Consider the following 14929-nt stretch of genomic DNA (forward strand, 5'->3'; position numbering starts at 1 on the left):
GCGCACCCCGCGTCTTGCCCCTCAGGGCTCGAAGTCGGGATCAGAACGGGGAATCGGGGAAGTAGTATTCCTTGGCGTTGGCCTGGGTGATCAGCGGTGCGTCAAGCTTGACCGTGCCGCGGACCGGCGCCTGGCCAATCAGATTGGCGACGGTCATGTAGATTGCCGTCTTGATCATCGACGGCGGGTATGGCGTCTCGACTGGCGTCATCGCATCGCCGTCGATCACTTTCTTGACGATATCCTTCATGCCGTTGCCGCCGAGCGCCAGCTTGATGTCCGTCCGGCCCGACTGCTTCACGGCCTCCAGCACGCCGAGCAGCATGTCGTCATCGTTGGCCCAGACCGCGTCGATATGCGGATACTTGGCCAGGTAGTCCTGCATGAGCTTGAAGGCTTCATCGCTGTTCCAATGGGCATATTGAATGTCGAGCACCTTCAGGCCGGTACCCTTGATCGTATCCTCGAAGCCCTTGATACGCTCGTCGTCGATGACGGTCGGAATGCCGCGCAGCACGACGAGGTCACCCTTGCCGCCCAGCTTGTCGATCATGAACTTCGCTGTGTTGGTGCCCACCGCGATATTGTCGCCGGCGAGGTAGAGGTCCTGGATCGAGGCATCGGTCAGGCCCCGATCGACGACGGTGATGAACGTTCCCATGTCCTTGATGGCCTTGACGGGCTGGGTCAGTTCCTCGGACGTGTATGGCAGGATGACCAGGGCATCGAGCTTGCGGCTGGCGGACAAATCCTCCAGCGCGCTCACCTGCTCGGCCGCCGATGGCGAGGTCTTGACGACGACCTCGACATCCGGAAACGCCGCGTTGATTTCCTTGGCGGCAGCCTGTGCGTGGTACACGATTCCAGCCGTCCAGCCATGATCCGCCGCTGGGATCGAGACCGCCACAACCTTCTTGTCGGCTGCAAGCGCCTGGCCGGCCAACAACAGCGCGCCAGCTGCCGCGGCCGCGACCCATTTTCTACTAAACATCAACTACCTCCCAGAGATATGGACCAGACAACACAAGGCACCCGTCGGGTCCGAGGACGGGTTATTTCGAAAACCGCTGCACGAGCATGGCGATGATGATGATGACGCCCTGCACCGCGGCGACCAGGTATTCGGAGACGAAATCGGACAGCACCATCAGGTTGGCGATGAGCTCGAGGATCACCGCACCTGCGACCGTCCCCCAAATGTGGCCCTTGCCGCCGCGAAGAGCGGTCCCGCCGATAACCACGGCGGTTATCACCTGCAGCTCCCACAGCACCCCGGTGGTCGGGGTCGCGGCTCCAAGCCGTGGCACGTAACAGATGGCGGCGACGGCGACGCACACGCCCTGGATGATGAAGGCGATGGTACGCGTCTTGATGACCGAGATGCCCGAATAGCGGGCGACGTCCTCATTGGCGCCGACAGCCGCGCATTTGCGGCCGTATTTGGTCTTGTAGAGTACGAAGGCGCCGATCGATGCCACAACGGCCGAAATCAGGATCGGAACCGGAATGCCGGCGAGGGTACCGAAATAGACCGGCCTGTAGGCCTCCCGCAGCGATCGATCGATGGGGATCGTGCCGCCATTCGTCATATAGGTGATCAATGCCCGAAAAATGCCCATCGTGCCGAGCGTGGCAATGAACGGCTCGATCCTCCCGACGGTGACGATCAGACCGTTCGCCAGTCCGCATAGCAGACCTGCGGCGACCGCCATCGCCATGCCCGCGGGGATTGCCCACAGACCGAGGCTCGGCGCCATCATGTTCATGAACATGATCGTAATGCCCGCGATGAAGGCGACCATCGAACCGACGGAGAGGTCGAGGCCGCCGGAGGAAATCACGAACGTCGCGCCTACGGCAATTATCGCGACGTAGGCGCTGCGCGTGACGACGTTGCCGAGATTGGTCGCCGAGAGGAAATCCGGATTGACGAGAAACCCGATGACCAGCAGCGCGACGAGCGCGAGAAAGGGTCCGGCATCGGCCCATGAGACATGGTATTGTCGTTCGGTGCGGGCTGGCGTGGAACTTGTCAGTGCGGTCACGGTTTTCCTCCGGGGGCAACGTCGTGCCCCCTCTCGCTGGTCGCAAGCAGCGCGATGTTGCTCTCGGTCATCGCCTCACCCGATACCTCGCCGCTGATCCTGCCCTCGCGCATCACCAGGATGCGATCGCAGATGCCGACCAACTCCTGCATCTCCGAGGAGATGACGACGCAGGCTTTGCCCTGGTCGACCAATTCCTGGATGAAGGCGTAGATCTGGGCCTTGTTGGCGATATCGATGCCGCGCGTCGGCTCGTCGATGACGACGACTGAAGGTTCGGTCAGCAGGACCTTGGCCAGAAGCAGCTTCTGCTGGTTGCCGCCCGAAAGCTGTCCGGCTTTGACATTCAGGCTCTTCACCCGGATGTCGTAGCTGGAAACGGCTTGCGCCAGCGCCTGCGCCTCGGAGCGCCGTCGAACCATGAGACCGGGATGAAAGCGGGCAAGCGCGGATAGAGTGAGGTTCGGCGCCAACTCTTCCTGCAGGAGCAGACCCTTGCCCTTGCGGTCCTCCGTCAGGTAGCCGATGCCGGCATCCATGGCTTCCCGCTGCGAACGAATATGCACTGGGGAACCGTTCAGCTCGATGGCCGCATTCGCCGGCCGCAAACCCAGGATGCCTTCGAAGAGCTCGGTCCGCCCTGCCCCGATCATCCCGGCAAAGCCGAGAATCTCGCCCTTGTGAACCGTGAAGGACACGTCCTGGACGTAGCCGGGCACCCTTGCGTTCCGCACGCTCAGCATTGGCTGGTTCGTCCGCACTGCGCGCTTCTGCGGATAGAGCGCGGCGAGCTCACGGCCCACCATGAGCCGCGCCATGTCGAACTGGCTCAATGAATGCCCCGGGTAGGTGCCCACCATCTTGCCGTCACGCAAGACAGTCACCTTGTCTGCCAGCCGCTGAACCTCGTCGAGGCGGTGGCTGATATAGAGGACGGCAATGCCGCGCGACTTGAGGCCAAAGATGATGGCGAGCAGGCGCTCGACTTCCTCCCCGGTCAGCACCGCTGTCGGCTCGTCAAAGATGACGAGGCGATGCTCGTCGAGCAAAGCACGGGCGATCTGGACGAGCTGGCGGTCGGCCAGTGAGATGTCTCGCACCAATGCGGTTGGCGACACCGCGCAGCCGATCTCAGCCAGTTTCGCCGCCGCGACATGACGCATGCCCTTGTCGTCGACAAGGCCGCCCCTCGTAAGTTCTCGGCCGAGGAAAAGGTTGTCGGTAACGGTGAGTGCTTCGGCCAGCAGGATTTCCTGGTGAACGAGCGCAATGCCGGCTGCCTGAGCCTGATCAGGCTTGGTGAATCGCACCCGATTTCCGGCAATGGACAACATGCCTTGGGTCGGCTCGATGTAGCCGGACAGCAGTCGCATGAAGGTCGACTTGCCCGCGCCGTTCTCCCCGATGATCGCGTGGATCTCGCCTGGCAAGATATCCAGCGTCACATCCGAGAGTACCGTGACCGGGCCGTACTTCCTTGAAAGGCCCTCGGCGCGCAGCACGGGCTCAGCTTGCCGTTCAGGCCGCGCCGGCAAGGTGCCGGTATCTGTCTCAAATCGCATGGCAAGGGACATCGCAACGGCTACTCGAACGCAGGCAGGAGCCGGTCCCGGGAATTCTCAATGTGCACACGCATCGCTTTTTCGGCGGCGTCCGGGTCACCCGCGGAAAAGGCGGCGAGAATTGCCTCGTGCTCGTCGAGCGCCTCTTCGGTCACTCGCGAGTGGTACATCAGGCGGAAGATGTGGAAGTGGGTATGCTGGTGATTCAGGGTCTCGCGAATGAGCTCGTTCTGAGCGAACTCCACAATCTTGTCATGGAAGATCGCATCCTGGCGGGCGAAGTTCGAATAGCGCAGGCGCTCATCCTTCCCCACACGCCGGGCCATGACGCCTGCGGCCTCCTGCAGTATGGCTAGACGCTCGTCGTCGAGCGTTGCGGTGGCTTTGGCTGCCGCAGCGGGCTCGAGCAGAAGACGCAGCTCATAGAGCTCGTCAAAGCGGCGGCGGGTGATCTGCGGTGCGGCCCGAAAGCCGATCAGGTGGGTCTTGACCACCAGCCCCTCGCCTTCCAGCCGGCCAAGCGCTTCGCGAATAGGAGTATGCGAGACGTTGAATTCCTTGACGAGATTATCGACGGTGATGCGCGAACCAGGAGCAATCCGCAGCGACATCAATTGCCCGAAGATCGCCTCGTACACGTCGCCAGCCAGGCTGTTGGCACGCTGAATGCGGCCGCTCAGKCGGGCTTCATTGTCAACCGTCAGGTCGGGGTTCTGCATGGTTTTACCTCTTGACAGCAGCACCCACTAACATGATGCTCCGGCCAATTCAATACTATATCCTATACGATTTTATAGGGGATATCCGTGAAACCAACCCAAGGCGCCGCGAGAACAGATCTCGCGCTCCCAGGCATCGTCCCCGGTTTCGGGGCGTCCGGCAGGCGCGCTCGCGCTTTGAACGACGACTTCGAGATCGGGGCCGGTCTCTGCCCCAATTCACTCAGTTCTCAACCTCTCTTCGAAGGATGCTGTCCATGACGTTGTTCGCAGCCGTGCGCCTGCCGCGCGAGATCCTGTTCGGCAAAGGCCAGCGCCATGTGCTGCCTGCCGTTGCCGCCAGGTATGGACGGCGTGCGTTCGTCTGCACCGATGAGCGTTTCGCGACGACAACGCAGTTCGCCGAGATTCTTGCCGGCCTGCGCGCCGCCGCGGTGGAGACGCTGGTCTACGACCGAACGCTGCCGGATGTGCCCCGCGATAGCGTCGCCGCCTGCATTGCGGAGGCGATGGACTACAAGCCGGACATGGTCATCGGGATCGGCGGCGGCAGCTGCCTCGACATGGCAAAATGCGCCGCGCTTTTGCTTAGCCATGGCGGCAGGCTTCAGGACTACTATGGCGAGTTCAAGGTGCCGGGCCCTACCCTTCCCGTGATCGCTGTGCCGACAACGGCTGGCACCGGCTCGGAGGTGACCCCCGTCGCCGTGATATCCGATCCGGAGCGAACGCTGAAAGTCGGCATCTCGAGCCCTCATCTCATCGCCGCGGTGGCACTCTGCGACCCGGATCTGACGGCCACGTGCCCGCCTTCGCTGACGGCGATTGCCGGCGCCGACGCGCTGACGCATGCAATCGAAGCCTTCACAGCGGCAAAGCGCGGCACTGATCCAAGTTTGCCGCAACGACATGTCTTCGTCGGCAAGAGCGTCCTGACCGACCATTTCGCACTTCTGGCCATCAGATTGCTGGGCCGTAGTCTGGAAAAGGCATATCGCGACGGATCGGACGAAAATGCACGCGCCGACGTCATGATGGGGGCGCTGGCCGCAGGCTGCGCATTCGGCACGGCTGGAACGGCAGCCGCTCATGCGGTGCAGTATCCAGTCGGCGCGATCACCCACACGCCGCATGGGCTCGGCGTTGCCACCATGATGCCTTATGTGATGACATACAATCTTCCGGCAGCGGCCCCGGAAATTGCTGAAGTCGGCACCGCCCTCGGCCTGTCCGATCGGAGCAGCAGCGGACCTGATGCGCTGGCGCTTGCCACCATAGGCGAGGTGAGCCGGCTGTTCGGTGCCATCGGCATCACGCCGACATTGGCTGAACTTGGTCTTCCCGAGGACAGGATCGACTGGACGGCCGAGCAGGCGCTCGGCATCGACCGGCTGATCAAGAACAATCCCCGCCCCTTCGACCTCACCGCGATGCGACAACTGATCAGAGCCGCTTACGACGGCGATATGTCTGCAGCCACGATGCGACAGGAGCTGGTCCAATGAACATTTCCGCAGACATATTCGACGAGGATGAAAGTATGTCCGACTACGCCACGTTTTCGCACGGTCTCTACATTGGTGGCCGCTGGCAGCCGTCGTCGGATGGCCGTGTGATTGAAGTGATCGATCCATCGACCGAGGCGGTGATCGCGGCGGTTCCCGACGCCACGCTCGCCGATGCTGCCCTCGCCGTCGACGCGGCTGCGAAGGCAGCGGCCGGTTGGCGTGAAACCCCGCCACGCAGGCGTTCGGAAATCCTGCGGCGTTGCTTCGAACTGATGACCGAACGGGCGGACACGTTGGCTGCGCTGATCTCGCTGGAAAACGGCAAGGCACTGCGCGATGCGCGCGGCGAAGTTGCCTACGCGGCGGAATTTTTTCGCTGGAACGCCGAGGAGGCTGTTCGCATCAGCGGCGAGTTCGGTCTCGCCCCCTCGGGCGCGAACCGGATCGTCGTCGACTATCAGCCCATCGGCATTTGCGTGCTTATCACGCCATGGAATTTCCCCGCCGCCATGGCGACACGCAAAATCGCGCCGGCGCTCGCGGCAGGCTGCACCGTGATCTTGAAGCCCGCCAGCGAGACGCCGCTGACGGCCTACGCGCTTGCAGCCATCTATGAGGAAGCAGGCGTGCCGCCTGGCGTCGTCAACGTCCTGACGACCTCAAGCCCCGGTTCGGTGACGGCCGCCATGCTTGCCGACCCAAGAGTGAGAAAACTGTCATTCACCGGCTCGACAGGCATCGGCCGCGTGCTCCTGGCCGAAGCCGCAAAACACGTCATCTCCTGTTCGATGGAACTTGGCGGCAACGCACCGTTCGTTGTGTTCGACGACGCCGACCTGGAGGCAGCGCTCGACGGTGCGATGGTTGCCAAGATGCGCAATGCCGGCGAAGCCTGCACCGCCGCCAACCGGCTTTACGTCCAGGCCGGCATCCATGATGCCTTCGCCGATGGATTGCGCAAACGCATGGCAGCCCTCCAAGTAGGCCCTGGCACAGACTCGGAAACCGAGTGCGGCCCGATGATCACCAGGAAGGCCGTGGACAAGATCGATCGGCTCGTCCAGGACGCAGTTGCCCGTGGCGCCAAGGTTCTGTGCGGAGGGACGGTCACCGAAGGCAAGGGCTACTTCTACCCGCCGACAGTGCTTCGCGACGTGCCCCCTGACGCCGTCATGGCCCATGAGGAGATATTCGGTCCGGTGGCTCCGCTTCTGCGCTTCGACAGCGAGGCGGAAGTGATCGCAAAGGCCAACGACACCGAATACGGCCTCGCCGCCTACATCTATACGCGCGACCTGGGCAGGGGGATGCGTGTGGCATCGAAGATCGAGTCGGGCATGATCGCCCTGAACCGCGGCCTGATGTCGGATCCTGCGGCGCCCTTTGGCGGGGTCAAGCAGAGCGGACTGGGCCGCGAAGGTGGGCAGAAGCACGGCGTTGCCGAGTTCATGGAGGCGAAGTACATCGCCGTGACCATCTGAGCAGATACGATGCAAAAAGATCCGTTCCGCATTCGCGATCACGTGGCCGAGTTCGACGCCATCGTCGCCGAGATTGTTCGCCGCAGCACACAAAGCAGGGCGAACATACCCATGGTCGCCGACGTAGCCTACGGACCTGATGCAACTGAAACCGTTGATCTGTTCTTCCCGAAAGGCAAACGCGAGCGCCTGCCGGTGCACATGTTCATCCACGGTGGCTACTGGAGGATGTTCTCCAAACGCGACTATTCCTATGTCGCCGAGACCGTCACCTCTGCAGGTGCGATCGCGGTCATTGTCGACTACGCCCTCATGCCCGCCGTTAGAATGGCGGCGATCGTGGACCAGGTACGCCGCGCCAGACAGTGGGTAGCCGACCACATCGCGGACTATGGGGGCGATCCCGGCCGGCTGACCGTTAGCGGTCATTCAGCCGGAGCGCATCTGGCAACAATGCTTTTTGACGACGATAGCCGGCCATCCGGCATTAGAGCCGCACTGCTGCTTGGCGGCCTCTATGACCTGAAACCATTGCAGACCTCATTCCTTGCCAGCGAAATTGCGATCACAGACGAGGAGGTCCGCCTGTTCTCGCCGATCAGCGAAACCTTTGATCCATCAGTGGCTGTCGAGATCTCGGTCGGAGCCGACGAAACGCCCCCCTTCCACGGCCAGGCCGCAATCTATGCGGACCACCTGGAGCAACAAGGACTGGATGTTTCGCGCACGACCCTTGCAGCGGCCAACCACATGAGCAGCGTCCGCGACCTTGGCTTGGCCGGCACCGATGCCGCGTCACTGCTGGCCCGCCTCGTGGCAGCCTGAAACCGGTCAGCCATGCCGGCCATGCCCGGCATGCAACTAGATATGTTCGCGAAGCGTGTCGGCGATCATGACATCAACACTCTGTGCCGACACTCCGAGGATCGCCTCGGAATCGGAGGAATCGACCAGCAGCGGACTTTCGAAGAGGTAGCTCATTTCCACGAGTTCGTGCATCCCCAACGCGTCCATCTGGGCATGCGTGTAGGTGCTGACTTCGGGAAGTTTTTTTCCCAGCATCGCCGAGGTCTTCTCCATGACGACCCGGGGCGAAGCATGCTGGGACGGAACGTGAAATGCACGCCCCCATTCTCCAGCATAGGATGAGGCAGCCACAAGTGTTCTGGCCACGTCCTTCGTGAAGGTCCAGGCATGATCCGCATCAAGATTGCCCAGGAAGGTAACGGGTTTCGCCTCCAACAGAGAAGGCAATGCCAACATCGAGAAGTAGGTGACTGCGCCGTATCCAAGGTAATCGCTGGAACGAACCTCAATGGCGGGAACACCGGCGCCAAGGGCTCGCTGCCACATTATGGTTCGCACGGTGCCCTTGCGCGAGGTGGGATCAAGCGGCAGATCGGGGCGAATCTGGCCCTTGGCATTTGCGCCATATCCATAGAGATTTCCCAGAACGATCAGTTTTGCGCTGACCATCTCGGCCGCGCGCGTGACCCCATCCATGATGGGGAAAAAATCAGTTGGCCAACGGTCATAGGCGGCCATGGCACACATGAAAATGGCGTCCGCGCCCCGGCTAAGCCGCGCAAGCGCGTCGGCGTCCGTGGCATCTGCCTGGACCGCGCGCACGTGCTTCAGATCAATGGAGCCGACACGTCGGCTTGTGAGAACAACGTCATGTCCGTCTTCTCCAAGCAGGCGAGCGGTTTCGAGCCCCACCGGACCGGCGCCCACAACAACATAGGTACTCATGTCAAATCCCTTCGAACATTGCGATAGCGTCAACGTTAGCGAGGCAACGCATTGAAAATCGCGCGGCATTCGCCAAATGTTCAGCACGTTTCGCCAATCGTTGAGGCCGCCCATGCATCCGCAGTTTGCTTCGTCTGCGGCCAACGCCGTTACCGTCGCGGCATTGCAGGTTGAGGCCGGCAGCTTCCAATTGCCCCAAGCCCATCGGCACCGCGTCTTCGTCCACGCAAGCGCCGCGACGCGTTCCTATTGCAGCCAGGTTGGGAGGTATTTCGTACGGCGCGCCGGCGATATCGATCTCGTGCCCGCGGGAGAGGAAGGAGGATTTGAAGCCGAGACGCGGTTCAACACCATTGAACTCAGCCTCTCACCAGCCTTGATGGAGAACGTCGCAGCGGAACTGGGTTCGGGGAGCCTTCGACGGCTTGAGACGCGTCACCTTCTCCGTGACGAACGGATTGAGCATCTCGCTCGCGCGCTCGAGAACGATTTCCGCTCAGGCACACCTAGCGGATCGCTGTTCGCGGACAGCATCGGCGTTGCGCTGGCGGTTCGCCTGCTGGGTCTTGATGAAAAGGAGACCGAGCGAGCGAGCCGTCTGTCCGAGATCCAACTCAAGCGTGTAGTCGATTTCATCGAAGCCCAAATCCAAACCCCGCTGTCCCTGGAAACATTGAGCAGGGTCGCTGGGGTCAGCAATTCACACCTGAGAACCTGGTTCAAAGCTGCGACGGGACTGACCGTTCATCGCTATGTGCTTCGTCGCCGGGTCGAAAGGGCGCGTTTGTTGCTGTTGGCAAGCGACTTGAGCATCAGCGAGGTGGCGCATCTGACGGGCTTCGCTCACCAATCGCACCTTTCCCATTGGATGCGGCGCGAGATCGGCGAAACGCCTCGCGGCATCAAGCGGTCGCGCTCCGTTGCCTGACGCGTCAGGGTCCTGAGCCTAGTAACCGTAGTAAAGCCCCAGGCCCCGCTGCAGGGCCGACGCTAGATGCGCCTGCATCGCCGCTGCTGCCGCCTCCGGGTCACGTGCCTTGCATGCCAGGATGACCTGCATGTGCTCGCGCAGGGATTGCAGCACGAGTGGCACGGTGACTTTTCTGTCCAGCCGGATCAGCCGAACGTAGTTGTGCAGCCGCTTGTAAGAACTCTCGATCAATGGATTGTTCAGGCTGGCAATGATGGAGTGATGCAGCAAGGTCTCGAGTTCCTCGAGGTCGGCTCTGACATGGTCGGTGAGCCCGGTGCGCTCGATCTCTTCGATGGTCGCCAGATGTCGTCGTTCCAGTTCCGCTAATTCCGCCTCTTCGGCCGTTTGCGCGTAAACACCTGTCGCCGCCCGTTCCAGAATGCTGCGAAACTGATAGGTCGATCTGGTCAATTCGAATCCGGGCTTCACGAACTGGATGCCCGACCGCGAGTGGATGATGACGATCCCCTCCGCCTCGAGCAGCTTGAGTGCATCGCGCAGCGGCGCAACCGGGATCTGGAGCATTTTGACGAGATCGCCCTGCGACAGAAAAGCCCCTGCGGGGATCTTTCTGTCAAACAGCGTTTCGAGAATTCGCGTGTAGGCACGATCGCCAAGGCGTTGGCCCGCTGCCGCTCCGTCGTTTCCGTCGGGCTTCCTTTCGCGCTCAGCCACTTGCTTCACCTCTCTGAATCTGAAATATCTAAATAACATTCTGGCATATCAGATATAGAGACTTTAATATGCGCATCGCAGAATACCGCATCACTCGTTATCAATTCGCTCGTGACCGTATCATAGGTGACAGTCAGGTGCGCATCGATGCGGTTCATGTAGCCGCGCTCGAGCTCGTTGGCGAGGACGGCCAAACCGGACTGGGCTTTGTGCAGAGCTTGTTTCACCCTTTACCCGCCCAGGCCGAGATCGTCCGCGTTTTTGAGGAAGAGGTCTGGTCCGGTCTTGTCGGACAGCCGCCTTTGGCGCTCGTGCACCGGGTCCAGCGGCCCCGCGGCGGCAACCGGCGCCTCTTCGGCTTGCCTTTCGAAGAAGCCCTTCAGGTTGCCTTGTGGGATCTGAGCGCCAAGCAGGCCGGCCTGCCGTTGCACAGCCTGCTGGGAAGCCGCCGCAAGCGCGTGAGAGCCTATGCCTCGGGTCTCGATTTCCACCTTGGCGACGACGAATTCCAGGCGTTTTTTGCCCATGCCGACGCCCTCGGGTACCGCGCGTTCAAGATCAAGGTGGGGCACCCCGATTTCGATCGCGACTTGTCCCGGCTGGAGCTGTTGAGAAACACGGTGCGGCCGGGCGCATCGATCATGATCGATGCAAACGAGGCTTGGGGCGCAAAGGAGGCATCGGTAAAAATCCATAAAATTCATAACCTTGGCTATGTGCTCCTATGGGTTGAGGATCCGATTCTGCGCCATGACTTCGAAGGTCTTCGGATGCTCAAGGCGGCAACCCCCCAAACCATGATCAATTCAGGCGAATATCTCGATGCCGCCGGCAAGCGCCTGTTGATGCAGGCCGGGGCGACCGACATGCTGAATGTTCATGGACAGGTGACCGACGTGATGCGGATCGGCTGGCTGGCGGCTGAACTCGGCATCCCGGTGACCCTTGGCAATACGTTTCTTGAAATCGGTGTGCACATGGCCTGCGCCCTGCCCGAAGTCGAGTGGCTCGAATATTCCTTCCAGAATCTGAACCACCTTGTCGAAGAGCCTATGGCGATCGTCGATGGGTGGATTCAGGCCCCCGAGCGCCCCGGCCATGGCCTTGTCCTCTCCGAAGCGGCCCGCAGGCAATGGGCGCAGCCAGACGTGCTGCCGCACGATCAACTCGACAGGCCGCCTGTCGACGCGCGAACCGCGCTGTAACCATGACCCGTTCCGAAATGGTCTGACCTGTCGATAGACGGTGCTAAACACTGTTATGATGTTTCAGATTATGTGATTAATATCTCAGATAGAAGGTCGGCGGACGTTACAAAAACCGGCGTGGATTCCTATGAGTCCACAGCTGACCAGATTGGGCCAAAAAGGACACCGGGCGTCAGGACGATTTTCCCCGGCTCGATGGCACATTGATTGACGGTACTGACGAGGCAAATGGTAAGCCTCGTGCCGCAGCGATAGTTGATGTCCTGATCAAGGACTATGACGAGTATGTCAGCGGCTTCGGAAGGCATGGCGGCCACGTAAGGCGCGGTCTCGCTCAATCGGGGTGGTTCAGTCGAAGAACCCGGCGTCCTCTTCCAGCAGATACTTCTTGGCGGCCTTGGCGTCGATGTCGAGACCAAGCCCGGGGGCTTCTAGCAGATCAATCATCGAATCCTTCACAATCTGCTTAGGCAGGCCAATGACGATGTCCTCCCACCAAGGGTCGGAGGCGCTCGGGTATTCGAAGGCGATGTAGTTGGCGGGCAAGGTGGCGCAGACATTGATCAGCGCGCCGAGGCCGAGGAGGCCATTTGCGGTGCCGTGCGGCGCCATCAGGATCGAGTGCATATAGGCGTGCTCGGCCACCCATTTGAGCTCGGCGATGCCTCCGATATCGGCGGGATCCGGGCCGATGACGCGCACTGCCTGCGTCTCGATCAGTTCCTTGAAGTTGTGGCGCAGGTAGATCTGCTCTCCCGTGTGGATGGGAGTAGACGTGGATGTGGTGAGTTCACGATATGCCTGCGGATTGACCCACGGCACATAGTCGCCCGTCAGCATGTCCTCGAGCCACATGAGATTGTATTTTTCCACCGCCTGCGCGAAGCGGATGGCGTCGGGCAGGAACCAGCCGGGGCCGCAATCCAGTGCGAGCGAAACCTTGTCGCCGAGCACTTCCTTCATGGCGATGACGCAGTCGATCATATGCGCCATGCCGCGCTCGCTGATCTGCCCCTGGTCCATCGCGCCGTGATAGGTCGGTGGCTGCCGGACACCGTAATGGAAGTCGGGTACGCTCGTCTTCATGTTGGAGTGGAAGCTGATCCCCTGCTTCACCATGAAGAAGTTCTGCGGCTGCTCCATCATCCATTTGACATCCGCCGCATAGTCCTCGGGCCTGTCGCCGGTCCTTTTTTTGCGGATGGAGCCGTTATAGACCCGCACCTTGTCGCGGACCTTGCCGCCGAGCAGTTTGTAGACCGGAACGCCTGCCGCCTTGCCGGCGATGTCCCACAAGGCATGCTCGATTGCAGAAACAGCGGCGCCATAGGGCTTGAACGAGCCGCGCTGGCGGATCTTCAGCATGCAGCACTCGACGTCGGTGGGGTCCTCGCCGATCAGCGCGTCGCGAAAATGCAGCACCCAGGGCTTGAGATAGGGTTTGGTGTACTCAACCTCGCCAAGGCCATAAAGACCTTCGTCAGTGACGATGCGGACGATGGGATGTTTGCCGATGACGGCGCACCGTAGATCGGTGATCTTCATGCTTTCCCTTTCCTACACTGCCTCAAAACGTGAGGCGGTCAGCTCCAGGTCCGGTCCCAGGAATATTCGTCGTCCCAGTGGTCGGTCGGCTGCCAGATGCCTTTGACACCGTCCTGCAGGTGTTGGCTGATGACTTCATCGACCACGTCGTCGATGCCCAGGCCCGGCTTGTCGGGCACTGTAATGAACCCGTCCTTGACCAGCGGCTTGGGCAAGCCGGTGACGATGTCGTCCCACCAGTCCACTTCCACACTGTGATATTCGAGCGCCATGAAGTTTTCCGTGGCCACCGCGACATGCGCGGCGGCCATTGCCGCGATCGGGCTTTCCGCCATGTGAATGGCCATGGCAACGCCGTGGTCCAGCGCCGCGTCGCCGATCTTCTTGGTCTCGAGGATGCCGCCGGTGGTAAGCAAGTCCGGATGGATGACCGAAATGCCTGAGTTGAGCAGCGGCTCGAAGCCTTCCTTGAGGTAGATGTCCTCACCCGTGCAGATCGGCACGGACGTTGCCTCCTGCAACCGCCGATACTGGTCGGTGTACTGCCAGGGGATCACGTCTTCGAGCCAGGCTGGCGCGTATTTCTCGATCCGCCGGGCGAGACGGATGCCGTCCTGCAGCGAGACGTGGCCAACATGGTCGATGGCGAGCGGAATCTCATAGCCGATCACCTCGCGGACCTCGTGGATATATTGATCGAGCAGGTCGATGCCCTTTTCGGTGAAGTGGAGGCCGGTGAAGGGATGCGGCACGTTCTGCGCGTCGTAAGCGGCATTACGCGCCCGGCGCTCGTCCAGCGTGCCTGCTCGCCCGCGGCCGGCATGCGTGCGGAAACCGTCGAGCACGCCGGCCGGCGCGACGACCGCGCCTGGGATGTGGGAGATCTGCGCCAGCCCGAGGTCCATCTTGAGGAAGGTGAACCCGAGGTCCATCCGCGCCTTGAGCCGCTTTCCGGTCTCGGTGCCGCTGGGCTTGTCCGCGTCGGTGTCGCAATAGACTCGCACCTTGTCGCGGAACCGCCCTCCAAGCATCTGGTAGATCGGCACGCCATAGGCCTTGCCGGCGAGGTCCCAGAGGGCGATCTCGATTGCCGAGACACCACCACCCTGCCGCCCATGACCGCCAAACTGCTTGATGCGGCGGAACAGTCGGTCGATGTCGCAGGGATTCTCGCCCAGCAACCGGCTCTTCAGCATCAGCGCATAGGTGGCGCTGGCGCCGTCGCGCACCTCGCCCAGGCCGACAATACCCTGGTTGGTGTAGATCTTAACGAGCGCCGATGTGAACGGCGCGCCGACGATTTCGGCGACGCGCAGGTCCGTGATGCGCAGGTCAGTCGGCTTGGAATTCGTGTTCACCCGATTGAGCGCCCCGTCGGCTCCACCTGTCTTTGGCATGACTTATCCTCATTCTGGTCGGCGGAGTTTGTCGAAAGCACGCCGGGGCGGCATGGAGCGTTGC

Annotated in this window: 13 protein-coding genes; 5 read left to right on the top strand and 8 right to left on the bottom strand. The window is 61.4% G+C overall.

From position 1 onward, the window contains the following. Nucleotides 1–40: 40 nt before the first annotated feature. The 4 genes from AC1DZP_RS18200 to AC1DZP_RS18215 form a co-directional block, all read right to left on the bottom strand. Nucleotides 41–991, bottom strand: coding sequence for a substrate-binding domain-containing protein (locus AC1DZP_RS18200; protein WP_477227451.1), 951 nt, complete (start codon nucleotides 989–991; stop codon nucleotides 41–43). Between the two features lie 61 nt (nucleotides 992–1052). Beyond that, the gene (locus AC1DZP_RS18205) at nucleotides 1053–2045 is read right to left on the bottom strand and encodes an ABC transporter permease (RefSeq protein ID WP_477304280.1); all 993 of its coding nucleotides are present in this window, start codon (nucleotides 2043–2045) and stop codon (nucleotides 1053–1055) included. After that, a complete protein-coding gene (locus AC1DZP_RS18210) occupies nucleotides 2042–3607 on the bottom strand; it encodes a sugar ABC transporter ATP-binding protein (protein ID WP_477304282.1) in 1566 nt (521 codons plus the stop codon). Before AC1DZP_RS18210 ends, AC1DZP_RS18205 begins: the two co-directional genes overlap by 4 nt. A gap of 20 nt (nucleotides 3608–3627) precedes the next feature. Further along, a complete protein-coding gene (locus tag AC1DZP_RS18215; protein ID WP_477304284.1) occupies nucleotides 3628–4326 on the bottom strand; it encodes a GntR family transcriptional regulator in 699 nt (232 codons plus the stop codon). A 257-nt stretch (nucleotides 4327–4583) separates the two neighbouring features. Here AC1DZP_RS18215 and AC1DZP_RS18220 point away from each other — a divergent pair, with 257 nt between their 5' ends. Genes AC1DZP_RS18220 through AC1DZP_RS18230 form a run of 3 tightly spaced genes read left to right on the top strand, consistent with a single transcriptional unit; the run spans nucleotide 4584 to nucleotide 8140 of the window. Then, nucleotides 4584–5831: an iron-containing alcohol dehydrogenase gene (locus tag AC1DZP_RS18220; RefSeq protein ID WP_477304286.1), complete on the top strand. Its 1248-nt coding sequence runs from the start codon at nucleotides 4584–4586 to the stop codon at nucleotides 5829–5831. Further along, on the top strand, nucleotides 5828–7315 hold the full coding sequence (locus AC1DZP_RS18225) for an NAD-dependent succinate-semialdehyde dehydrogenase (RefSeq protein WP_477227455.1): 1488 nt from the start codon (nucleotides 5828–5830) through the stop codon (nucleotides 7313–7315). Before AC1DZP_RS18220 ends, AC1DZP_RS18225 begins: the two co-directional genes overlap by 4 nt. 9 nt (nucleotides 7316–7324) lie before the next feature. Further along, nucleotides 7325–8140: an alpha/beta hydrolase gene (locus tag AC1DZP_RS18230; RefSeq protein WP_477304288.1), complete on the top strand. Its 816-nt coding sequence runs from the start codon at nucleotides 7325–7327 to the stop codon at nucleotides 8138–8140. Between the two features lie 36 nt (nucleotides 8141–8176). On the opposite strand, the gene AC1DZP_RS18235 is transcribed toward AC1DZP_RS18230, so the two are convergent. After that, nucleotides 8177–9067: an NAD-dependent epimerase/dehydratase family protein gene (locus AC1DZP_RS18235; RefSeq protein WP_477304290.1), complete on the bottom strand. Its 891-nt coding sequence runs from the start codon at nucleotides 9065–9067 to the stop codon at nucleotides 8177–8179. Nucleotides 9068–9179: 112 nt separating this feature from the next. Between AC1DZP_RS18235 and AC1DZP_RS18240 the strand changes: the two genes are divergently transcribed. Further along, entirely contained in the window at nucleotides 9180–9995 is an 816-nt protein-coding gene (locus AC1DZP_RS18240; RefSeq protein WP_477227458.1) for a helix-turn-helix domain-containing protein, read from the top strand. 18 nt (nucleotides 9996–10013) lie between these two features. Here the strand turns inward: AC1DZP_RS18240 and AC1DZP_RS18245 are convergent, their stop codons facing one another. Then, nucleotides 10014–10715: a GntR family transcriptional regulator gene (locus AC1DZP_RS18245; protein ID WP_477227459.1), complete on the bottom strand. Its 702-nt coding sequence runs from the start codon at nucleotides 10713–10715 to the stop codon at nucleotides 10014–10016. A 68-nt stretch (nucleotides 10716–10783) separates the two neighbouring features. Between AC1DZP_RS18245 and AC1DZP_RS18250 the strand changes: the two genes are divergently transcribed. Continuing rightward, entirely contained in the window at nucleotides 10784–11920 is a 1137-nt protein-coding gene (locus AC1DZP_RS18250; RefSeq protein ID WP_477304292.1) for a mandelate racemase/muconate lactonizing enzyme family protein, read from the top strand. A gap of 351 nt (nucleotides 11921–12271) precedes the next feature. Here AC1DZP_RS18250 and AC1DZP_RS18255 read toward each other — a convergent pair whose 3' ends face one another. Both AC1DZP_RS18255 and AC1DZP_RS18260 read right to left on the bottom strand, forming a co-directional pair. Next, the gene (locus tag AC1DZP_RS18255) at nucleotides 12272–13468 is read right to left on the bottom strand and encodes a mandelate racemase/muconate lactonizing enzyme family protein (protein WP_477304293.1); all 1197 of its coding nucleotides are present in this window, start codon (nucleotides 13466–13468) and stop codon (nucleotides 12272–12274) included. Nucleotides 13469–13506: 38 nt separating this feature from the next. Then, nucleotides 13507–14865, bottom strand: coding sequence for a mandelate racemase/muconate lactonizing enzyme family protein (locus AC1DZP_RS18260; protein WP_477304294.1), 1359 nt, complete (start codon nucleotides 14863–14865; stop codon nucleotides 13507–13509). Between the last annotated feature and the right edge of the window lie 64 nt (nucleotides 14866–14929).

The organism is Mesorhizobium sp. P2_F8 (genome assembly GCF_056403655.1).